At 65.7% G+C, this 21,592-nt stretch carries 17 protein-coding genes; 11 read left to right on the top strand and 6 right to left on the bottom strand.

Annotated elements, in window-relative coordinates; translation table 11 throughout:
• Positions 1–72 precede the first annotated feature (72 nt).
• Genes DESUT3_RS01730 through DESUT3_RS01715 form a run of 4 tightly spaced genes read right to left on the bottom strand, consistent with a single transcriptional unit; the run spans position 73 to position 5,917 of the window.
• The gene (locus DESUT3_RS01730; protein ID WP_221250752.1) at positions 73–261 is read right to left on the bottom strand and encodes a YgaP family membrane protein; all 189 of its coding nucleotides are present in this window, start codon (positions 259–261) and stop codon (positions 73–75) included.
• Entirely contained in the window at positions 258–3,479 is a 3,222-nt protein-coding gene (locus DESUT3_RS01725) for an efflux RND transporter permease subunit (protein WP_221250751.1), read from the bottom strand. The genes DESUT3_RS01730 and DESUT3_RS01725 overlap by 4 nt, the downstream gene beginning before the upstream one ends.
• Positions 3,480–3,482: 3 nt before the next feature.
• Positions 3,483–4,589: an efflux RND transporter periplasmic adaptor subunit gene (locus tag DESUT3_RS01720; RefSeq protein ID WP_221250750.1), complete on the bottom strand. Its 1,107-nt coding sequence runs from the start codon at positions 4,587–4,589 to the stop codon at positions 3,483–3,485.
• Positions 4,586–5,917 carry a TolC family protein gene (locus DESUT3_RS01715; RefSeq protein ID WP_221250749.1) on the bottom strand — a complete coding sequence of 444 codons (1,332 nt, stop codon included), beginning with the start codon at positions 5,915–5,917 and terminating at the stop codon, positions 4,586–4,588. The genes DESUT3_RS01720 and DESUT3_RS01715 overlap by 4 nt, the downstream gene beginning before the upstream one ends.
• Positions 5,918–6,323: 406 nt before the next feature.
• Here DESUT3_RS01715 and DESUT3_RS01710 point away from each other — a divergent pair, with 406 nt between their 5' ends.
• From DESUT3_RS01710 to DESUT3_RS01680, 7 genes are all read left to right on the top strand, one after another.
• Entirely contained in the window at positions 6,324–7,370 is a 1,047-nt protein-coding gene (locus tag DESUT3_RS01710) for a TRAP transporter substrate-binding protein (RefSeq protein ID WP_221250748.1), read from the top strand.
• 313 nt (positions 7,371–7,683) lie between these two features.
• Positions 7,684–8,733 carry a TRAP transporter substrate-binding protein gene (locus DESUT3_RS01705; RefSeq protein WP_221250747.1) on the top strand — a complete coding sequence of 350 codons (1,050 nt, stop codon included), beginning with the start codon at positions 7,684–7,686 and terminating at the stop codon, positions 8,731–8,733.
• Positions 8,734–8,808: 75 nt separating this feature from the next.
• Positions 8,809–9,309 (top strand): TRAP transporter small permease, encoded by a 501-nt coding sequence (locus DESUT3_RS01700; RefSeq protein ID WP_221250746.1) that lies wholly within the window; start codon positions 8,809–8,811, stop codon positions 9,307–9,309.
• A 125-nt stretch (positions 9,310–9,434) separates the two neighbouring features.
• Positions 9,435–10,724: a TRAP transporter large permease gene (locus DESUT3_RS01695; RefSeq protein WP_221250745.1), complete on the top strand. Its 1,290-nt coding sequence runs from the start codon at positions 9,435–9,437 to the stop codon at positions 10,722–10,724.
• A gap of 191 nt (positions 10,725–10,915) precedes the next feature.
• The gene (locus DESUT3_RS01690) at positions 10,916–11,344 is read left to right on the top strand and encodes a universal stress protein (protein ID WP_221250744.1); all 429 of its coding nucleotides are present in this window, start codon (positions 10,916–10,918) and stop codon (positions 11,342–11,344) included.
• 19 nt (positions 11,345–11,363) lie between these two features.
• Positions 11,364–12,596 (top strand): MFS transporter, encoded by a 1,233-nt coding sequence (locus DESUT3_RS01685; protein WP_221250743.1) that lies wholly within the window; start codon positions 11,364–11,366, stop codon positions 12,594–12,596.
• A 169-nt stretch (positions 12,597–12,765) separates the two neighbouring features.
• The gene (locus DESUT3_RS01680; RefSeq protein WP_221250742.1) at positions 12,766–13,857 is read left to right on the top strand and encodes a TRAP transporter substrate-binding protein; all 1,092 of its coding nucleotides are present in this window, start codon (positions 12,766–12,768) and stop codon (positions 13,855–13,857) included.
• Between the two features lie 68 nt (positions 13,858–13,925).
• Here DESUT3_RS01680 and DESUT3_RS01675 read toward each other — a convergent pair whose 3' ends face one another.
• A complete protein-coding gene (locus tag DESUT3_RS01675) occupies positions 13,926–15,251 on the bottom strand; it encodes a TRAP transporter large permease (RefSeq protein WP_221250741.1) in 1,326 nt (441 codons plus the stop codon).
• Positions 15,244–15,792, bottom strand: coding sequence for a TRAP transporter small permease subunit (locus DESUT3_RS01670; RefSeq protein WP_221250740.1), 549 nt, complete (start codon positions 15,790–15,792; stop codon positions 15,244–15,246). The genes DESUT3_RS01675 and DESUT3_RS01670 overlap by 8 nt, the downstream gene beginning before the upstream one ends.
• 205 nt (positions 15,793–15,997) lie before the next feature.
• Here DESUT3_RS01670 and DESUT3_RS01665 point away from each other — a divergent pair, with 205 nt between their 5' ends.
• The 4 genes from DESUT3_RS01665 to DESUT3_RS01650 all read left to right on the top strand — a co-directional run bounded on the left by DESUT3_RS01665 (position 15,998) and on the right by DESUT3_RS01650 (position 21,278).
• On the top strand, positions 15,998–16,903 hold the full coding sequence (locus DESUT3_RS01665; protein ID WP_221250739.1) for a DMT family transporter: 906 nt from the start codon (positions 15,998–16,000) through the stop codon (positions 16,901–16,903).
• 100 nt (positions 16,904–17,003) lie between these two features.
• Positions 17,004–18,245, top strand: coding sequence for a molybdopterin molybdotransferase MoeA (locus DESUT3_RS01660; protein ID WP_221250738.1), 1,242 nt, complete (start codon positions 17,004–17,006; stop codon positions 18,243–18,245).
• Positions 18,246–18,291: 46 nt separating this feature from the next.
• Positions 18,292–20,232 carry a molybdopterin biosynthesis protein gene (locus DESUT3_RS01655; protein ID WP_221250737.1) on the top strand — a complete coding sequence of 647 codons (1,941 nt, stop codon included), beginning with the start codon at positions 18,292–18,294 and terminating at the stop codon, positions 20,230–20,232.
• A 134-nt stretch (positions 20,233–20,366) separates the two neighbouring features.
• The gene (locus tag DESUT3_RS01650; RefSeq protein ID WP_221250736.1) at positions 20,367–21,278 is read left to right on the top strand and encodes a helix-turn-helix transcriptional regulator; all 912 of its coding nucleotides are present in this window, start codon (positions 20,367–20,369) and stop codon (positions 21,276–21,278) included.
• Positions 21,279–21,592: the final 314 nt, after the last annotated feature.

Below are 21,592 nucleotides of genomic sequence, written 5' to 3'. Positions count from 1 at the left end.
TTGGATCGGACCTATCCGACGGATCTGACGCGGCCGGGTACGGTGTCAAACCGGGAGGTCAAGGCCGGCAGCTCAGTCCCTCACCCCCAGCTTACGCAGGATGGTGATCATCGGGCACCAGTCGGAGAAAGCGCTCTGGAACAGGTTCAGCCCGACGAAGGCGGTGAAAAACAGCCACCAGGGCGAATGCAGGTGGGCCAGGGCCACGCTGAGCATGATGAAAAACCCGGCGATCATACGCAGATATCGATTGACGGTCATTGTTGGTATCTCCTTTGGTGTTCTTCTGCCTTTTTCCCGTAGATGAGCCAGTAGACGACGGGGATGACCACCAGGGTAAAGCCGGTGGAGGCGAACACCCCGAAGATGATCGACCAGGCCAGCCCCGAGAAGATCGGGTCGAGGGTGATGATCCAGTTGCCGAGCAGGGCGGCGCCGGCCGTGAGCAGGATCGGCCGCAGCCGCACCGCGCCGCTCTCCACCAGTGCCTCCTTGAGCGGAACGCCGCGCTTGAGGGACTGGTGGATGAAGTCGATGAGGATGATCGAGTTGCGCACCACGATGCCGGCCAGGGCGATCATGCCGATCATCGCCGTGGCGGTGAAGAAGACCGGGGTGTCGTAGCCGCCGACGGGCCGGTTCAGGATCAGGTTGAGCAGCCAGAAGCCGGGCATGATGCCGATCATGGTCAGCGGGATGGCGCCCATGATGATCAGCGGCATGCCGTAGGAGCCGGTTTCGATCAGCAGCAGGATGTAGATCAGCACCAGCGCCGCGCCGAAGGCGATGCCCAGATCGCGGAAGACACCCAGGGTGATGTTCCACTCCCCTTCGCCGCTCCAGACCACCCGCGTCCCCTCGGGCAGCGGGTTCTCCTTGAAGTGGGAGGAGAGATTGAGTACGGCGTTGACCGGGCTTTTTCCCGCCATCTCGCCGAACACGTAGGTGACCCGCTGCAGGTTCTTGTGAAAGATGGTCGGCTCGAGGGTCTCGGGGACGAAGCGGCCAAGTTCCGAGAGCCGCACCTGCTGGCCCTGCGCCCCCTTGAGATAGAGCCCCTCCAGGTCGGCGGCCGAGGAGCGGCCCTCGCGGGGCAGGCGTAGCAGGATGCTCAGGGGGTGGCGCTCCGAGTCGACGTGCACCGTCCCGACCGCCTCGCCGCCCAGTGCCACGGAGAGGGTCTGGGCGATCTGCACCCCGGAGATCCCCGAGAGCGCCGCCTTCTCCTTGTCGGGGACAAAGTGCAGGCGTCGCTGGGGGTATTCCACCGTGTCGTCCACGTCGCGCACCTTGTCCTCGATCGCCATGCGCTCGCGCACCAGCGCCGCGGCCTTGAGCTGGTCGGCGTAGGAGACCCCGGGCTCGGCGTAGATCTCGGCGGTCAGGGTGGCGATCACCGGCGGGCCGGGCGGAACCTCGACGATCTTGAGGTTGGCGCCGTGGGCCGCGGCGATGCGGTCCAGATCGTCGCGCAGGCGCAGGGTGATGGCGTGGCTCTGCTGGGCGCGCTCGCTCTTGTGCGCCAGGTTGACGCGGATATCGGCCACGTTCGGCCCGGAGCGCATGTAGTAGTGGCGGACCATGCCGTTAAAGTCCATGGCGCTGGCGGTGCCGACGTAGGCCTGGAAGTCGGTCACCTCGTTGACCGTTGCAAGAAAGTCTTCCAGCGCCCGCACCGCGCGGTCGGTCTCCTCGAGGGTGGCCCCCTCGGGCAGGTCGACCACCAGCTGGAACTCGTTCTTGTTGTCGAAGGGGAGCATCTTCATCGGCACCAGGTTGAGCGCCGGCATCGCCACGGACCCCAGCAGCAATACCACCACGCCCGCCACCAGCAGCCAGGCCTTGCGCCGCGATTCGAGAAACGGCAGCAGCACCCGCCGGTAGAGCTTGTAGGTGCGGGTCTGCTCGAGAACGAACTCCTCCTCTTCCTTGCCGTATTCGCCCTTGAGCACGTGGTAGCTCATCCAGGGGGTGACGGTGAAGGCCACCAGCAGCGACATGACCATGGTCAGCGGCAGGTTGATCGCCATCGGCCGCATGTAGGGGCCCATCATCCCGGTGATGAACATCATCGGCAGAAACGAGAGGATGACCGCCAAGGTCGCCAGGATCACCGGCGGGCGCACCTCGTCCACGGCGGTGAGCACCGCGTCGCGGGGCGGCTCCTTCTTCATCCTGAAATGGCGGAAGATGTTCTCCACGTCGACGATCGGGTCGTCGACCAGCAGGCCCAGCGCCAGCACCAGGGCGAACAGGGTGACGCGGTTGATGGTGTAGCCGAACCAGTAGTTGACCAGCAGGGTCAGCGAATAGATGATGGGGATGGAGACCGCGACGATCAGCGCCTCGCGCCAGCCCAGGGCGAACAGCACCAGGCCGAGCACGGTGACGATGGCGATCACCAGGTGGGTGATCAGCTCGTTGACCTTGTGGTCGGCGGTCTCGCCGTAGTTGCGGGTGACCCGCACCTGGATGTCGTCGGGGATGATCGTCCCCTCCATGGCGCGCACCGCTTCGATGACCTGTTCGGCCACCACCACCGCGTTGGTCCCCTTCTTCTTGGCCACGGCGATGTTGACCGCCTGGTATTCGCGCCGCTCGGCGGCGGCCCCCGCATCGCCGGCCGGACCGAAGCGCAGCCGGGTGTAGGTGTCGGCCTCGGCCATGTCGTCGGCCACTTTGGCCACGTCGCGCAGGTAGACCGGCGCGCCGCCGCTCACCCCGACCACCAACTCGGCCACTTCCTGCGCCGAGCGCAGGAAGGTGCCGCCGCGCACCAGGGTCTCAGCGTTGCCGCGGGCGAAGCTGCCCGCCGGCAGTTCCAGGTTGGCGCCGGCGAGGGCCCGGCGCACCTCGAGGATATCGAGCCCGCGGGCGGCCAGGGCCGCCGGGTCGAGGTCGACCCGCACCTGGCGCGGACGGCCGCCGATCACCGAGGTCAGCGAGGTGTTCTTCACCGACTGCAGGCGGTCCACCACCTCCTCGGCCACCCGCCGCAGGGTATGGTCGGAGGCGCTCTGCGAGTAGAGAGAGAGGTTGACGATGGACACATCGTCCACCTCCACCGGCTTGATCACCCAGCCGGTCACCCCCGGCGGCACCAGGTCGGTCTGGGTGGAGATCTTGTTGTGCAGCTTGACCAGCGAGCCGATACGGTCCTCGCCGACATAAAAGCGGGCGGTGACCACCGCCAGGTCGGGCCGCGACATGGAGTAGACGTACTCCACGCCGTCGACCTGCCAGAGCAGCTTCTCGAGCCGGGTGGCGACCTGCTTTTCCACCTCCTCGGCGCTGGCGCCGGGCATGTGCACGTAGACGTCGGCCAGCGGCACCACGATCTGCGGCTCCTCCTCGCGGGGAGTGAGCAGCAGCGCCGCGGCGCCGGCGAGCAGCGAGAGCAGGATGAGGATGATCGACAGGTTCCCCTCGAGGAAGCGGTCGACGATCCGGGTCGGCAGGGAATGTTTCTTGGCACTCATCGGCTACGGCTCCACCCGGGCGCCGGCTTTCGCCCGGCCGGCGCCCTCGACCACCAGGGTTTCACCCTCGCGCAGGCCGGAGAGGATCTCGACCTGCTCGCCCAGCCGGCGCCCCAGTTTGACCAGGCGGTAGCGCAGAATCCCCTCTTCGGCCACGTAGACCGCGGTCAGCTGGCCGCGGGTCACCACGGCGGCGGCCGGCACCAGCAGGGCGGTCTGCTCGCCACCCACGGCGCGCACCCGGGCGAACAGCCCCGAGCTCAACCCCTCGCCGTCCTCCAGGGTCAGCTTGACCTGGAACGAGCGGCTTTGCGGGTCGGCCGCCGGCAGCACCTCGGCGACCGTTCCGCTCAGGCTTCGGCCAAGGGCCGGCAGCTCGACGCTGTAGCGATCCCCGGCAGCCACCTGGCCCGAGAGCGCCTCGGGAAACTCCGCACGGACCCGCCAGACCCCTTCGCGATCGAGGGCCAGCAGTGGGGTGCCGGGCATCACCGTCGAGCCCTCCTCCACCAGCCGCCGCGCCACCCGCCCGGCGTAGGGGGCGGTGACCCGGCTGTAGCCCTGGGCGGTCTGCGCCGCATCGCGCCCCGCCGCTGCCCCGCGCACTGCGGCCCCGGCGGCTTCGGCGCCCTGGCGGGCCATTTCCAGTTCGGCGGCCACCCGGTCGAACTCCTGGGGGGTGATCGCCTCGCTGGCCTTCAGGCGCTCGAAGCGCTCGAAGGTGCTCTGCGCCAGCTGCAGGCGCGCCTCGGCGGCGGCGCTTGCACCTTTGGCACTGGCAAGGCCGGCCTCGGCCTGGCGCAGCTGGTCGCCGGCGGTATTTTCGGCCAGGGTCACCAGCAGGTCGCCGGCCTTGACCAGATCCCCCTCGCGCACCGCCAGGCTCGCCACCCGACCGTCGAGACGCGCGGCGAGTACCCCGCGGTCGGGGCTCTCCACCGTACCGACATAGGCATTGCCGCCGGCCAGGGGGGTCGGAACCAGTTTTACCAGGGCCAACCCCTGGATCGCCGGGGCCTGTGCCTCGGTGCGACCCGGATCGATGTCCCCGCCGCAGGCGGCAAGCAGAAGCAGCGCCGGCAGGCTGATGCAGAGGGCGGATACTTTCACGGGTTGTTCTCCTCGGGGTGCAGCAGGTTATTTAAAAAGGTGCCGCTCTGGTAGCGGATATTGCCCAGGGCCAGGATCAGCATCGCCTCGGCGTTGACCGCGTCGAAGCGAGCCTTGTCCAGGGAGCTCTGGGCCGAGAGCAGCTCGGCGAGATCGGCAAGCCCCGCCTCGTAGCGCTGCAGCAGCAGTCGCTGGCTCTCCTCGGCCTGGGCCAGCCCCAGCAGCGCCGCCTTGCGGCTGCGCCGGGCCTCCTCGGCGCGCAGGCGGGCCTGCTCCACCTCGAAGCGGGCCTGTCGGGCGGCCTCCAGGCGGCGGGCCTCGGCGGCGCTCTGGGCGGCAGTGGCCCGCGCGGTGCCGTGGCTGCGGCTGAAGCCGTCGAACAGCTCCCAACTGAGCCCGGCGCGCACCGTCCAGGCGTCGGCCTCGCTGCCGAAGGGGACGTCGCCGTCGTGCAGGGCGTAGGAGGCGGACAGCGCGGCCTTGGGCAGCCAGGCCGCACGGCTCTGTTCACGGGCCAGCTCGGCCTCTTTGGCCTGCAGGGCGAGGGCTTCGAGGTCGCCGCGCTGCAGGGTGCCGGGCGGGATCTCGGCGAATTGCTCCGGGGTCAGCGGCCCGGCGATATCCGCCGACTCTCCCTCTTTCCCCATGGCCAAGGCCAGGGCCCGGCGAGCGATGGCCAGGTCATTGTCGAGCGCGACCTGGCGGCGCTCGGCCTCGGCCACCTGCACCCCCGCCCGCAGGGTGTCGGCCTTGAGACCCACCCCGGCCCGCTGGCGCTCGCCGGCCAGGCGATGGATTTCCGCCGCCTCGCGGCTGGAACTTTCCGCCCAGCCCTGCGCCGACTGCCCCCGCTGCACGTCCAGGTAGGCGCGAAACGCCGCGAAGGCCGCGCTCTCGGCACTGCGCCGGGCGCCGGCCTCGGCGGCCGCCGCCCCGGCCTCGGCACGACGCAGGCCGTAGGCGATGTCCGGATCATAGAGGGGCTGGTCGAGGGTCAGGCGGGTCTCGAAATCCTTCCGCGACGGCGGAAGGTTGTAGCGGTCCGCATCCTGGCTCAGCACCAGGTCCTCCTGGTTGAGGGAGATGAACAGGCTGCCGCCCGGCTCGTCGGTCCACAGCAGGTTTTCGCTGAGGGTCAGGCGGGGCAGATAATGGCTGCGGGCCTCGCCGACCGCCGCCTGCGCCGCTTCGGCGTCGAAGCGCGCAGCCTGGGTCATGGGGCGCTCGCTGACCGCCTGGCGGACGGCCTGGCCCAGGTCGACGGGCTCGGCCAGAAGCGGCCCCGGTACAAGCCACAGGGCGGGGATTATCCAGAAAATTTTACGCATGATCTCATCCTCATAAATATTCAAAAAAATATATATATTACTTTTTCAATTTAATCAAGCCGAAATTTCCCCTGGATTGAAAACCTCTGGGAATACCATGGAAACCTCTAAGATCACGAAGATAAACCCCATCCATATTGGATTTCTTCGTGGCCTTCGTGTGCTTCGTGGTTCAAGCCTCCCTGGATGCCCCCCCCCGATGCAGTTCCGAAAACCTCAATTAAATCTACCCCATAAACCATCCATCCTCCAGCCCACCCCAACAAAGTTCGTCGGCATGGTCATAATTACACCCTTCAAATTTCCCCTTGACCCCCGTTTCCTGCCGGGGGTATGCTTTGCCCGGATTTCCCACATGAATTTCGGTGTTTTACGACGATATCGGCCAACAGAAAAGGGAGGGACAATGAAGAGACTGGTTCTGCGGGCAATGCTGTTGAGCGCCATCCTGCTGGCCGGCGCGGCCAGCGGCTGGGCGCTGGACAAAAACGAGGTGCTGGCCAACTGGAAGCCAAAGTTCGACCCCAGCGGAGCCCAGTACACCTACCTGCTCTCCAACGTCGACCATCCCGCCATCGAGGGGATCGCCGTCGGCTACCACATCCGCGACAAGGTCTGGGAGCGTTCCAATGGCCGGCTCTATGTCGACTTCCGCCCCCTGGCCCAGCTCGGCGGCGAAAAGGACGTCATCAGCAAGCTCAAGCTGGGCGCCGTGCAGGGGATGCTCTGCTCTTCGGTGGCAGCGGTCAATGTGGTCGACACCCTGGGAATCGTCAACCTCCCCTTCGTCGTCGACAGCTTCGAGAAACTGGAAAAATTCCGCAACGACTCCGAGCTGTTCGATGAATTTCGCAACAGCCCTGCTGCCCAGGGGATTCTCGCCGTCGATTTCACCGGCTACGGGGCCTACGGCTGGGCCACCACCACTCCGGTGCGCAACCTGGCCGAGGCCGGAAAGGTCAATTTCCGCATCGCCCAGGCCCCGGTCAATGCCGATATCTACAAGGCCTGGGGCATGAAATTCACCGTCATGCCCTGGCCCGACGTCCCCCAGGCGCTGCAGACCGGGGTCATCAACGGCCTCGACCACACCCCCATCGTCTGCAGCATCACCCGCAAGTTCGACGTGGCCAAGTACTTCACCCGCCTCGACTACGCCCAGGGCCTCTACATCCACCTGATCAACAAGCGCTGGCTGGAAAAGCTCCCTGCCGACCTGCAGCAGATCCTGCTTGAGACCATCGCCGAGGAGAGCGCCCGAGCCCGAGCCCTGACCCAGCAACAGCAACAGGCCCAAATCGAGGCCGCCCAGGCCGCCGGCATCGAGTTCTTGGCCCTCGAGCCCCAGGAGCGCCAAAAACTGATCGAAAAGACCGCTCCCGTTTATGACAAATGGGGAAAGAGGATCGGCCCCGAATACCTGGAAAAGGTTCGCGCCCGGCTGAACAACTGAATCGGAACACGGCGGGCCCGGGAAAGATTTCTCCGGGCCCGTTCTATTTTTTCAACCGGCCCCGCCAGTCAACCGGTCCCACCAAGTAAATCCTTGACCTCCCCCAAGCCCTGGGCTATTGTGCCTTGATCCCGCATAAATAGCTGTTCTTGCATGAATAAAATATTTTTTAGTCTCCAGAAACACTCCTGGAGACCTTCCCTTCAAGCTCGGGAAAACCTCTAAAACAAAGTTTGTCTTCTTTGAAATGCCTTGGCAAAAGCCGTGCCGGGCAGCGAAATCAAAAGCACTCAGGTGCCGAGGGAGGAAGCGTATGAAAAAATTGACGGGAATCCTGTTCACCGTATTGCTGGTGCTGGCCTTCGCGCTCGGCGGAAACGCCCTGGCTGAAGAAAAGGCCGATCCGCTGGCCGCCTGGAAACCCCAGTTCGACCCCAGCGGTGCCAAGTACACCTACATTCTCTCCAACGTTTCCCACCCGGCCATTGAAGGGGTCGGCGTCGGTTACCGCATCCGCGACCGGGTCTGGGAACTGTCCAAAGGCCAGCTCTACGTCGACTTCCGCCCCCTGGCCCAGCTCGGCGGCGAGAAGGACGTCATCAGCAAGCTCAAGCTCGGCGCCATCCAGGGGATGCTCAGTTCCTCGGTGGCCGCCGCCAACGTCGCCGACCGGCTCGGCATCGTCAACCTCCCCTATGTCGTTGACACCTTCGACAAACTCGACAAGTTCCGCAGCACCCCCGAGCTCTGGAACGAGTTCCGCGACAGCGCCCTGCGCAGCGGCATCATGACCGTGGACATCACCGGCTACGGCACCTACGGCTGGGCCAGCACCACGCCGGTGCGCAGCCTCGAGGACGCCAAGGCGGTCAACTTCCGCATCGCCGAAGCCCCGGTCAACACCGACATCTACAAGTCCTGGGCCCTGAAATTCACCGTCATGCCTTGGCCCGACGTTCCCCAGGCGCTGCAGACCGGGGTCATCAACGGCCTCGACCATACCCCCATCGTCTGCAACATCACCAAGAAGTTCGAAATCGCCAAGTATTTCACCGAGGTCAACTACGCCCAGGGGCTGTTCGTCCACCTGATGAACAAGCGCTGGTTCGACAAGCTGCCCAAGGACCTGCAGCAGGCACTGCTCCAGGCCATCGAGGAAGAGAGCGCCAAGACCCGCGAGCTGACCCGCAAGCAGCATGACGAGCAGGTCGCCAAGGCCAAGGAAAACGGGGTGGAGTTCATCCCCCTGGCCGACGCCGACCGCAAGCAGCTGATCGAGATGGCCGCGCCGGTCTACAAGACCTGGGGTGACAAGATCGGAGCCGACTACCTGCAGAAAGTCCGCTCCACCCTTGGCAACTGACCTTTTAATCTGTATAATCCGCAAAAACCTGACGGCCGGGGAGATTTCACTCCCCGGCCCTTTTTTGGGATTGCCATGGTCAAGAAAACTTTCAAAGCCATCGACCGCAGCTTTGCCTTTGTCGAAGAATGGTCGTTGTTCATCGCCGTGGTCGTCGCCCTGGTGACGGCCATGGCCAACGTGGTGCTGCGCAAGGCGACCAGCAGCATCAACATCTACTGGTCCGACGAGGTGGTGCGCAAAGTCATCTTCTTCACCACGTACATCGGCTGCGTGGCCGCGGTGCGCAGCCGCTCGCTGATCCGCATCGACGCCCTGCCCCAGCTCTTCCCGGTGCTCAAGCGCCTGCTCACCCTGGTCAGCCACCTGGCGGTGCTGGTCTTTTCCGGCATCATGGTTTACCTCGGCACCCGCATGACCCACATGATCTACCAGGACGAGTACGCCACCACCGCCACCCTGCAGATCCCCGAATGGATCTTTTACGCCGTGCTGCCGACCATGGGAGCGATGATGTTCCTGCGCACCCTGATCGTCATGGTCGAAGACTGGCGGGGGAAAGGCAGTGATGAGTGATCAGTAATCAGTGATCGGTAAAACCCAAAACCGCTACCGTCACCGGCCACAGATAACGATAGGCTTGTTAAATTGCCTGCTTTTTACATATCACTCATCACTTATTACTAATTACTGAATTTAAAATGGAACCCAGCTACCTTCTGATCGTCGCCGTACTGCTCGGCTGCCTGGCGGCCACCGTGCCGGTGTTCATGGCCCTGTTCTTCACCGGGGCAATTGGCCTGGTGTGGCTGGTCGGCATCGACCCGCAGATCGTCATCGAAGTGCTCTACCGCAGCATGGACAAGTTCGCCCTGATCGTGGTGCTGTTCTTCGTGCTGTGCGGCAACATCATGACCACCGGCAGCATCGTGCAGAAGTTGATCCGCACCGCCAACTCCCTGGTCGGTTTTCTGCCCGGCGGCCTGGCCATGGCGGGCATCCTCGCCTGCGGCTTCTTCGGGGCCATTTCCGGCTCGACAGTGGCTACGGTGGTGGCCATCGGCGGCTTCATGATCCCGGCGCTGATGGAGAATCACTACCAGGAGCGCTTCGCGGTGGGCATCATGACCACGGCGCCGATCCTCGGGGTGATCATCCCGCCGTCGATCTCGATGATCCTCTACGCCATGGTCTCCAACGATTCGCTGGAGGCGCTGTTTCTCACCGGCTTCATCCCCGGGCTGCTGATCATGGCCTCCATGTCCCTGTACGCCTACGTCGTCTGCAAGCGCCAGGGGCTGCCGACCATGCCCAAGCCCAACCTGCGCGAGGTGCTCGGGGTGCTGCGCGAGAGCGCCTGGGCCCTGTTTCTGCCGGTGCTGATCTTCGGCGGCATCTACTCGGGGCTGTTCACCGCCAACGAGGCGGCGGTGGTCGCCTGCTTCTACGCCTTTTTCGTCGAAATCTTCATCCACAAGGACATGAAGCTGCGCGACGTGAAAAAGGTGGTGGTCAGCTCGGCGGTGACCTCGGCGACCCTGCTGGTGATCGTCGCCGGCGCCTCGGTGTTCGGCGAGTACCTGACCTTCGAGCAGATCCCCGACAAGATCGCCAACGCGGTGGTGGCCAACATCCAGACCACCTGGGTGTTCCTGCTGGCGGTGAACATCCTGCTGCTGGTGGTCGGCATGTTCATGGACATCATCTCCGCAACCCTGATCCTGACCCCGATCTTTTTGCCGCTGCTCTCCAAGTTCGGCATCGACACCATGCACTTCGGCCTGCTGATGACCATCAACCTCGGCATCGGCTACTGCACCCCGCCGCTGGGGGTCAGCCTCTACATCTCCGGGGCGGTGGTCGACCGCAACCTGCTCTACGTGTCGCGGGCGGTGCTGCCGTTTTTGCTGATCCAGGGGGCGATCCTGCTGCTGCTGACCTACTGGCCCGACCTGGTGCTGCTGCTGCCGCGGCTGGTTTACGGGGGGTAAGCTGCAGAACTCATTCGAACACGGTAAAATTCTACAGTAGACCCGGCATCGCCTCTGGCCCCGGCCGCTTCGGATCCGACCGATCAGTCCGATCCGACCGATCAGTCCGATCCGACCGATCTGTCGGATGAGCCGCGGCCGGGGCCGGCCAACTTAAAAAGTCTGTTGAAGAAAAAACCTACGAGGCAGCCATGGAACCGAAAATCCTCATCCCCGTCGACGGCTCGGAGACCTGCAAAAGAACCGTCGAGCAGGTGATCGCCGTCCGGGAGCGCTTCCCGCGCCGCCTGACCCTGCTGCACGTGGTCGACATGGACAAGCTCGCCTACCGGATGATCCCTGACTTTCAGGTCGAGATGGTCCGGGAGAACGCCCGCAAGGCCGGCGCAGCCATCCTCCGCCAGCGTACCGAGCCGCTGACCCAGGCCGGGTTCGAAATCGACCAGCGGCTCGAGTTCGGTGCGCCCCGCCAGGTGATCCCCCGCATCGCCAACGAGGAGGGCTTCGGCCTGCTGGTCATCGGCCGCCACACCGGCACCGGCGAAATCCGGGACGTGCTGTTCGGCTCGGTGGCCAACTACGTGCTGCACAACGTCAAGTGCCCGGTGCTGCTGTTCTGAGCCGCCCGGCCCACCGCTCATGAGCCTCCCCTCCGCCATCGGCGCGGCCACCCTGCTGCGCCTGTTCATCCCCTTCGCCTGCGGCTATTTTCTCTCCTACCTCTACCGGGTGGTCAACGCGGTCATCGCGCTGGACCTGTGCGCCGATCTTGGCCTAGACCCGGCCCGGCTCGGGCTGCTCACCTCGGCCTACTTCCTGACCTTCGCCGCGGCCCAACTCCCCCTCGGGGTGGCCCTCGACCGCTTCGGTCCGCGCCGGGTGGAGGCGGCCCTGCTGCTGTTCGCCGCTGCCGGGGCCTGGCTGTTCGCCGGCGCCGGGAGCCTCGCCGGCCTGGTCGCCGGCCGGGCACTGATCGGTTTCGGCGTCTCGGCCTGCCTGATGGCCGCCTTTACCGCCTATGCCGGGTGGATCCCGGCGCCGCGGCTCCCCCTGGTCAACGGCTGGCAGATGGCCGCCGGCGGCATGGGCGCGCTCAGCGCCACCGCGCCGGTGGAATGGGCGCTGCAGTTCACTGACTGGCGCGGGCTGTTTCAGGTTCTGGCCCTTCTGACCCTGGCGGTGGCCACGGCCATCTTTCTCCTGGTCCCCGACCGGGAACGCGACGGTGCGGATCTGAAGCTGACAGAGCAGCTGCAGGGCATTCGCGAGGTCTTCACCAGCCCGCTGTTCTGGAGCATCGCCCCCTGGACGGTGGCCTCCCAGGCCACCTACCTCTCCATCCAGGGGTTATGGGTCGGCCCCTGGCTGCGCGACGTGGCCAGCCTCGAGCGAAGCGCGGCGGCCAGCACCCTGCTGTTTATCGCCGCGGCCATGGTGGCGGGGTTTCTGACCATGGGATCGGCCACGGAAAGACTCGGCCGCCGCGGCGTACGGCCGATTCGGGTGGCCACCTGCGGCATGGGCGCCTTCATGCTGGTCCAACTTGGCGTACTCGCCTTCGGGAGCAGGCTACCCACCCCGCTGTGGATGCTGTTCGGTTTTTTCGGCACCACCGGCATCCTCCCCTACGCCATCCTTTCCCAGAGTTTTCCCCGGCGTCTGGCCGGGCGAGCCAACACCGGGCTGAACCTGCTGGTGTTCGTCGCCGCCTTCGCCGCCCAGTGGGGCATCGGCGCGGTGATCGGGCTCTGGCCCGCCCTGGCCGGGGGGGGCTATCATCCGGCGGGCTACCGGGCCGCCTTCATCCTGATGCTGATGCTGCAGCTGTCCGGCTGCGCCTGGTACCTGTGGGCCGCCCGCCGTCTCCCCTGACTCGCTCAGCAGGATTCCCAAACAATGTTCACCCTCACAGACCCTATCAATTGGCCGGCAAACTCGCCTCCGCGTTTGACAAAAATATAATACTGGATTAAATTTCTTCTCATGTCGTGCGCTTGCGGGCTCTCACCCGGCCCTTAATCCCCACCCGAGGAGGAATGACATGGAAAAATCCAGCAGAAGATCCTTCCTGAAAAAAGCCGGCGTCGCCACCGCGGCCGCGGCGGCAGTCTCCACGGTCGGCGCCCCGGCGGTGCGCGCCGAGAAGACCTACCAGTGGAAGATGGTCACCACCTGGCCGCCGCACTTTCCGGTGCTCGGGGAAGGGGCCGACAAGCTGGCCGAGATGATCGAAACGATGTCCGGCGGGCGGCTGAAGATCCAGGTCTACGGCGGCGGCGAACTGGTTCCACCCCTGCAGGCCTTCGACGCGGTCAGCCAGGGGATGGTCGAGATGGGCCATGGCGCCGCCTACTACTGGGCCGGCAAGTCGCCCGCCACCCAGTTTTTCGCTGCGGTCCCCTTCGGCATGAACGCCCAGGGGATGAACGCCTGGATCTACACCGGCGGCGGCATGCAGCTCTGGGAGGAGGTCTACGCCCCCTTCAACCTCAAGCCGATGCCCGCCGGCAACACCGGGGTGCAGATGGGCGGCTGGTTCAACCGCGAGATCAAGAGCATCGCCGACTTCAAGGGGCTCAAGATGCGCATCCCCGGCCTCGGCGGCAAGGTGCTGGCCAAGGCCGGCGGCACCGCCGTGCTCTCGGCCGGCGGCGAGATCTACACCAACCTCGAACGCGGCGTCATCGACGCCACCGAGTGGGTCGGGCCCTACAACGACTACAAGATGGGCTTCCACAAGGTGGCCAAATACTATTATTACCCGGGGTGGCACGAGCCGGGGACGGTGCTGGAGACCTTCGTCAACAAGAAGGCCTTCGAGGCGCTGCCCAAGGATTTGCAGGAGGTGGTGACCACCGCGGCCATGGCCTGTAACCTGTGGATGCTTTGCGAGTCCGAGACCAAGAACAACTTTTACCTGGAGAAGATGGTCAAGGAGGAGGGGGTGCAGCTCAAGAAGTTCCCCGACGAGGTCCTCAAGCAGCTGCGCAAGTACTCGGACGAGGTGCTCGAGGAGATCGCCGCCGGCGACCCGTTGAGCAAGAAGGTCTACGAAAGTTTCCGCAAGTTCCAGAAACAGCACCAGGCCTGGGGCAAGATCTCCGAGGTGGCCTACGCCTCGATCCCCGACTAGCGAGAAAAGCCGTCAACGCAAAAAGGCCCGCCGATCGGCGGGCCTTTTTGCGTTGCGGACGGTAGGGCTCAGGGTTTTTTGGCCATGGCCTGGGGCAGCCAGGTGACCGACTCGGGCCAGAAGACCACCACCAGCAGGGCGATCAACTGGATGACGATGTAAGGGACGATCCCCTTGTAGATGTGGCCGGTGGTCACCTCCGGCGGCGCCACCCCCTTGAGATAGAACAGGGAAAAACCGAAAGGGGGGGTCAGAAAGGAGGTCTGCAGGTTCATGGCGAGCAGGATGCCGACCCATAGCAGGTCGATCCCCAGGTGCTCGAAGATCGGCGTGACCACCGGGACGATGATGAAAGTGATCTCGATGAAGTCGATGAAGAAACCGGCGACAAAGACCACCAGCATCACCAGGAACAGGAACATGTGGGGGCCCATCTGCGAATCGAGAATCATCTGGGTGATGGTCCGGTCCCCCCCCATGCCGCGGAACACCAGGCCGAAGGCGGTGGCCCCGACCAGCAGCACGAACACCATGCAGGTCAGGATGTTGGTGCCACGCATGACGTCCTTGAGGGTCTGCATGTTGAGTTTCTTCTGCCAGATGGTCAGCAGGGTCGCGCCGGCAGCGCCGACCGCCGCGGCCTCGGTGGGCGAGGCGACCCCGGCGAAGATCGACCCAAGCACCGCCAGGATCAGAAAGGCCGGCAGCAGCACCGCCCGCAGAATCCTTTTGACCATGGCCAGGCCGGTGAAGGCGGCCAGCTCCTCGGCCGGCATGGCCGGGGCCGACTGGGGGCTGAGCACGGCGATGATACCGATCCAGACCATGTAGAGCACCACCAGCAGCACCCCGGGGATGACCGCGCCGACGAACATGTCGCCGATGGAGATGTTCATGATGCTGCCGAGCAGCACCAGCACGATCGACGGCGGGATGATCTGCCCCAGGGTCCCCGCCGCGCAGATGGTGCCGGTGGCCAGCTCGGGGGAGTAGCCGCGTTTGAGCATGGTCGGCAGCGACAGCAGGCCCATGGTGACCACGGTGGCCCCGACAATGCCGGTGGAGGCGGCGAGCACCGCGCCGACCATGATCACCGAAATGGCCAGGCCGCCGCGCAGCCGGCCAAAGAGCAGCGCCATGGTCTCCAGCAACTCCTCGGCCAGCCCCGATTTCTCGAGCATCAGCCCCATGTAGACGAACAGCGGCACGGCGATGAGCACGTAGTTGGTCATCGTCCCCCAGACCCGCAGCGGCAGCAGCTGGAAGAAATTCAGGCCGAAGGTGAAGTAGCCGAAGATCAGCGACACCCCGCCCAGGGTGAAGGCGACCGGGTAGCCGAGCAGCAGCAGCCCGAAGACCGAGGCGAACAGGATAAACGGCAGGTACTCAGTCATGATTCACCTCGGCGGAGGAGTCCTTGGACGGCAGGGGCCGGCCGATCAGGGTCAGCAAAGAGCGCAGGGTCTGGGCGATGCCCTGCAGCAGCACCAGCACGAAACCGACCGGGATCGCCGCCTTGAGCAGGTAGCGGGCGGGAAGGCCCCCGGGGTCCGGGCTGATTTCGCGGATCATCCAGCTCATCGCCACGAACTGCTTGCTGGTCCAGATGATCAGGATGCTGAAGGGGATCAGGAACACCAGGCCGCCGATAAAATCGATCAGCGCCTTGCCGCGAGGCGAGCACCGGCTGTAGAAGACGTCGACCCGCACGTGCCCGTCCTCCTTGAGGGTGTAGGCGGCGCCGAGCAGGAACACCAGGGCGAAAATGTGCCATTCGAGCTCCTGGACGGCGACGCTGCTCGAGCGCAGCACGTAGCGGGTGAAGACGTCGTAACAGACCACGACCACCAGCACAGTGGTCAGCCAGGAGACCAGAAAGCCGACCTTCTCGTTCAGGAAGTCGATGGAACCCACTATTTTCTTGATGATTTCCAAGCCCACCTCCAAATTTTAATAAATGAAGAAAACACTAGAATATCGATTGGACAATGTCAACTGCAACCTGCCGGGCTCGGGGAGTGCTCCGCACGGCTTTGACCTGAGGGAATTTTTTCCGTATCATTTCCAGCTGAATCCGGCGGCCGCGGCAACCCCGCAGGGCCAGCCGGCCAATCCAATCCAGACCAGGGGCCGCCCACCCATGTCCAGACTCCGCAACAACCTCGGTCCATACCTGCTGCTGAGCCTGCCGCCCCTGTTCTGGGCCGGCAACGCCGTGCTTGCCCGGGGCGTGGCCGACCTGATCCCCCCGGTGGCCCTGGCCTTCTGGCGCTGGGCCATCGCCCTGGCCCTGGTGCTGCCCTTTACCTGGCGCCAGGTGCTGCGCGACCTGCCCCAGGCCCGCCAGGGGTGGAAGGCCCTGCTGCTGCTCGGCTTTACCGGCATCGCCTGCTTCAACACCCTGCTCTACGCCGCCGCCCATACCACCTCGGCGATCAACATCGCCCTGATGCAGACGGCGATGCCGGCCTTGATCATCCTCATCACCTTTGTGCTGTTTCGCGAGCGGATCGGCGGCCACCAGGCCTTCGGCGTCGCCCTGGCCATGACCGGGGCGATCGCCATCGTGCTGCGCGGCGAGTTGCGCACCTTCCTGGAACTGGCCTTTGCCCAGGGGGACCTGCTGATGCTGGCCGCCACGCTGCTCTACGCGCTGTACAGCGCCATGCTGCGGCTGCGCCCGGCCATTCATCCGCTGAGCCTGCTGACCCTGACCTTTCTGATCGGGGTGGTTTTCCTGCTGCCGCTCTATGCCTGGGAAGCGCTGCACACCCCGGCGCCGCCCCTCAATGCCAAGGTCCTTGCCAGCCTGGCCTACGTCGCGGTGTTCCCCTCCGTGCTGGCCTATCTCTGCTGGAACCGGGGGGTGGAAAGGATCGGCGCCAACCGGGCCGGCCTGTTCATCAACCTGACGCCGTTTTTCGCCTCGGCCATGGCCGCCTTTTTCCTGGGCGAAACGATCCGCGGCTACCATCTGGCGGGGATGACCCTGATCCTCAGCGGCATGCTGCTGTTCAATCGTCGCCGGGCGCTTGGCACCCGCTAGGGGAAACCGGATTGCCGCGGGGGCTTTTATTTTTCGCGGCCGCGGGTTATTTTAGGAATCCGCCCGCGCGGAAAATCCCAGCAACACCAGGAGTCGCACCATGAAACAGGGATTTCTTCACACCCTGAGCCGCAGCCAGTTCCAGGAACTGCTCAAGGCCTTCGCCCCCACCGCGGCGGAGCCGGTCCCCTTCGACCAGGCCCATCAGCGGGTGCTGGCCGAGGGCCTGCTCTCCCCCGAAGACCTGCCCGCCGGGCGGCGCTCGGCCATGGACGGCTACGCCCTGGCGGCGCGCGACGCCTTCGGTGCCAGCGAAAGCAACCCCGCCTACCTCGAGTGCCTGGCCGAGATCGAGGTCAACCGCGCCCCGGATTTCGCCCTGGAGCCGGGCACCTGCGCCTGGATCCCCACCGGCGGCTTTCTGCCGCAGGGGGCCGACAGCGTGGTCATGGTCGAATACACCCAGGAGATGGGCGCCGGCACCATCGAGGTGCGCCAGAGCCTGGCCCCCGGCGAGAACGTCATGGAACAGGGCGAAGACGCAGCAAGCGGGGAGCCGGCCCTGAGCGCCGGCAGCCGGCTGCGCACCCAGGAGATCGGCCTGCTCGCCGCCCTGGGGATCGGCTCGGTGCGGGTCCACCGCCGGCCGCGGGTGGGGATCATCTCCACCGGCGACGAGTTGGTGGCGGTGGACGCCAAACCGCAGCTGGGGCAGATCCGCGACGTCAACTCCTACACCGTCGCCTGCCTGGCCGAGGAGGCCGGCGGGGTCGCCCGCCGCTTCGGCATCGTCGGGGACGACCTCGACGGGCTGGTGGCGGTTTTGCAGACCGCCCTGGCCGACTCGGACCTGGTGTTGCTCTCCGGCGGCAGCTCCAAGGGGACCCGGGACATGACCATCGCCGCCATCGAGGCGCTGCCCGACATGGAGATTCTCGCCCACGGGGTGAGCATCAGCCCCGGCAAGCCGACCATCCTCGCCAGGGTCGGCGACAAGCCGGTGGTGGGGCTGCCCGGCCAGGTCGGCTCGGCCCAGGTGGTCATGACGGTGCTCGGCCAGCCCTTCATCCGGCACCTCGCCGGCGCCCGGCAGGCCTTCGAGGAAATCCTGCGCCCGCTGCGCCGGGCGCGGCTGGCCCGCAACCTCGCCTCGCGCCAGGGGCGCGAGGACTTCGTCCGGGTGCGCCTGGAGCCCGCCGCCGGCGGGCTGCCGCTGGCCCAGCCGGTGATGGGCAAATCCGGGCTGCTGCGCACCCTGCTGCAGAGCCACGGGCTGCTGGTCATCCCCGCCGAATCCGAGGGGTTCCAACAAGGCGACGAGGTCGACGTCTGGGTCCTCTGAGCCCCCGATCCGCCGCGCCAGCCCACCGTCCAGGGAGCATTACCCCATGAGCAAACGCAATATCTACCTGAAAACCATCCCCGTGGCCGAAGCGCTGGAGCGGGCCCGGGCGGCCCTCGACCGCGAGGCCCTGGTCGGCAGCGAAACCGTCCCCGCCCATCTGGCCGCCGGCCGGGTCACCGCCGCGCCGGTCCACGCCCGGCTCTCTTCCCCCGCCTTCCACAGCGCCGCCATGGACGGCATCGCGGTCAAGGCCGAAGCGACCTTCACCGCCCGCGAGGGACACCCGCTGCGCCTGGAGCCGGGGCGCGATTTCTTCCCGGTCAACACCGGCCAGCCCCTGCCCGGCGGAACCGATGCCGTCATCAAGATCGAGGACGTGGTCCAGGACCCCGGCGGCGCGCTGCAGATCGAGGCGCCGGCTTTCCCCTGGATGCACGTGCGGCGCATCGGCCAGGACATCGTCGCCACCGAGCTGATGCTCCCCCAGAACCACCCCCTGTCGGCCTATGACGTCGGCGCCCTGCTCTCCGCGGGGATCTGGGAGCTGGAGGTCTGGCAGCCGCTGCGCATCTGCTTCATCCCCACCGGTGATGAGGTGCTCGACTTCGCCACCCGGCCGCAGCCGGCTCCCGGCCAGGTGGTCGAGAGCAACTCCCAGGTGCTGGCCGCTCTGGCCAAAAACTGGGGAGCCCGGATGCGCTGGACGGCCCCGGTCCCCGACGACCCCGAGCGGATCCGCCGGGCGGTCGAAGAGGCTCTCGCCTCCGAAGCCCAGGTGGTGGTGGTCGGCGCCGGCTCCTCGGCCGGAACTCGGGATTTCACCAGCCGCATATTCGCCGAGCTCGGCGAGGTTCTCGCCCACGGGCTGGCGGTGAGCCCGGGCAAGCCGACCCTGATCGGAACGGCCGCCGGCAAGCTGCTGGTCGGCGCTCCCGGCTACCCCGGCAGCGCCATCGTCTGCTTCGAGGAGGTGCTCGCCCCGCTGGTCGCCTGGCTGGGGCGCGCCCCGGCGCCGAGCCGCGAGCGGATCGAGGTCCGCATCACCCGCAAGACCCCCTCCCGGCTCGGCGCCGAGGAAATGCTGCGGCTGGCGGTGGGCAAGATCGGTGAGGAGGCCATGGCGGTGCCCCTGGGCCGGGGCCCGGGGATGATCACCAATCTGACCCGCGCCCAGGCCCTGGTCCGGGTCCCCGCCGGCAGCGAGGGGCTCGAGCAGGACGAGCGGGTCAGCGCCGAGCTGCTGGTCCCCGCCCCGCTGCTGGAGAGCGTGCTGGTGCACGTGGGCAGCCACGACAACACCCTCGATCTGCTCTCCAACGAACTGATGGGGCGCGGCGAGCCGCTGCGGCTGGTCTCCAGCAACGTCGGCAGCCTCGGCGGGCTGACCGCTCTGCGCGCCGGCTCGGCCATGTTCGCCGGGGTGCACCTGTTCGACCCGCAGAGCGGCGACTTCAATTTCCCCTTTCTGGAAAAATACCTCCCCGGCCTCGAGGTGGTGGTGGTCAACCTGGCCATCCGCCACCAGGGGCTGATCGTGCCTGCGGGAAACCCGAAAAACATCCGCGACATCCATGACCTGGCCCGGGAGGACGTCGGCTTCATCAACCGCCAGCGCGGCGCCGGCACCCGCATCCTGCTCGATTACCACCTCAAGCAGGCCGGGATTGCCCCGGCTCGGGTGCGGGGCTACGAACGCGAGGAATACACCCACATGGCGGTGGCGGTGAACGTGCTGACCGGCTCGGCCGACGCCGCCCTGGGCATCCGCTCGGCGGCCAAGGCCCTGGGGCTCGATTTCGTCCCCCTGGCCCGCGAACGCTACGACCTGGTTATCCCCGCCCGCTTTACCGAGGACCACAAGATCCTCACCCTGATCGAGCTGCTGCAGTCCGAACCCTTGATAAAGCAGATCGACGCCCTCGGCGGCTACGAAACCCCGCTCACCGGCCGGATCATGCACCCGGGCATGGGGCTGGAAGGCTGAGAGAGGGGAACGGTCTTTGCAACTCCGGAGGGTGTCTTTCCGCCGGAAAACGACCCAAAATCCGCGGCAGCCGTCACCCGGTCGATTTACCGGATGACCACCTGCCCGAAGGCCTCCAACCACGGATCCTGACCATGGAAAAGCTCCTCTCCACCAAAGAAGTCGCCCGCTTTCTCGGCATCAACGAGAAGATGGTCTATACCCTGATTACCGAGAAGGGGCTGCCGGCCACCAAGATCACCGGCAAGTGGCTGTTTCCCAAGGAGCTGGTCGAACAGTGGGTGGAAAGCAAGACCATCAACTACCCCAAGCAGCTGGAATCGGCGGTGCAGATCCCCAACCTGCTGCTGATCGCCGGCAGCAACGACATCCTGCTCGACCGCTCGCTGCCGCTGTTTCGCAAGCTCAACCCCGAGCAGACGGTTCTGTTCGGCAACCTCGGCAGCCTCGGGGGCCTGAAGGCCCTGCGCCGGGGCCAATGCCATCTCGCCACCAGCCACCTCGCCCAGGAGGACAACCAGGAGTACAACTTCGCCTTCGCCGCCAGCGAGCTGGACGAGGTCCCCGCCCTGGTCAATTTCTGCCGCCGCGAACAGGGGCTGGTGGTCGCCAAGGGCAATCCCCGCGGCATCCGAGCGGTGGCCGACCTGGGCGCCCGCGACCTGTGCGTGGTCAACCGCCCCCTCGAGGCGAGCACCCGGCTGCTGTTCGACCGGGAAATCCTAAAGGCCGGGCTCGACTGCCGCCAACTGCCAGGCTACGAGCGCGAGCTGGCCAGCCACGTCGAGGTCGGCCTCGAGGTCCTGGCCGGGCGAGCCGATGCCGGGCCGGCGATCGGTGCGGTGGCGGCCCTGCTCGATCTCGACTTCATTCCCCTTGGCTGGGAGCGCTTCGATCTGATCATTCCCAAAGACGGCTTTTTTTCCAAAAGCGTGCAACTGTTCCTGGAAATGCTGCACGGCCAGCCCTTCCGCGCCCTGGCCGAGAGCCTCACCGGCTACGACCTGAGCCTGTGCGGCAAAATGATCTATCCCCGCAGCCGCTGAGTCCCTCCCCCGTTCCTCTCCCAACCCTTTTCGTCCCGAAGGCAAACCGGGGCTGAACCTCCCCCAGACCTTGAGCTTGCCCTCATGGTTGCTTCTGGTAAGTTTTAGAAATTTTCAGCCCATCGCAGCGATGCCTTGCCGGGCGACTTCCCTTCAAAGCCTTTTCCGCCGCCTTGAACTGAACCAAAATGACCCATCCTAGCTCGCTCTGTTCCAATTTTATCCAGCAGGATAAAGAGGCACCGGGATTAAGTATGCGATTTTGCGTAAACGGCATTCTGGCATCCCCATTGCAGCACCTGCTCGGACTTTTG

It is taken from the genome of Desulfuromonas versatilis, from assembly GCF_019704135.1.
GTDB classification, from domain to species: Bacteria; Desulfobacterota; Desulfuromonadia; order Desulfuromonadales; family NIT-T3; genus Desulfuromonas_A; species Desulfuromonas_A versatilis.
Note: the sequence above shows the minus strand (reverse complement) of the source record. Positions and strands in the feature narration are given on the sequence as shown.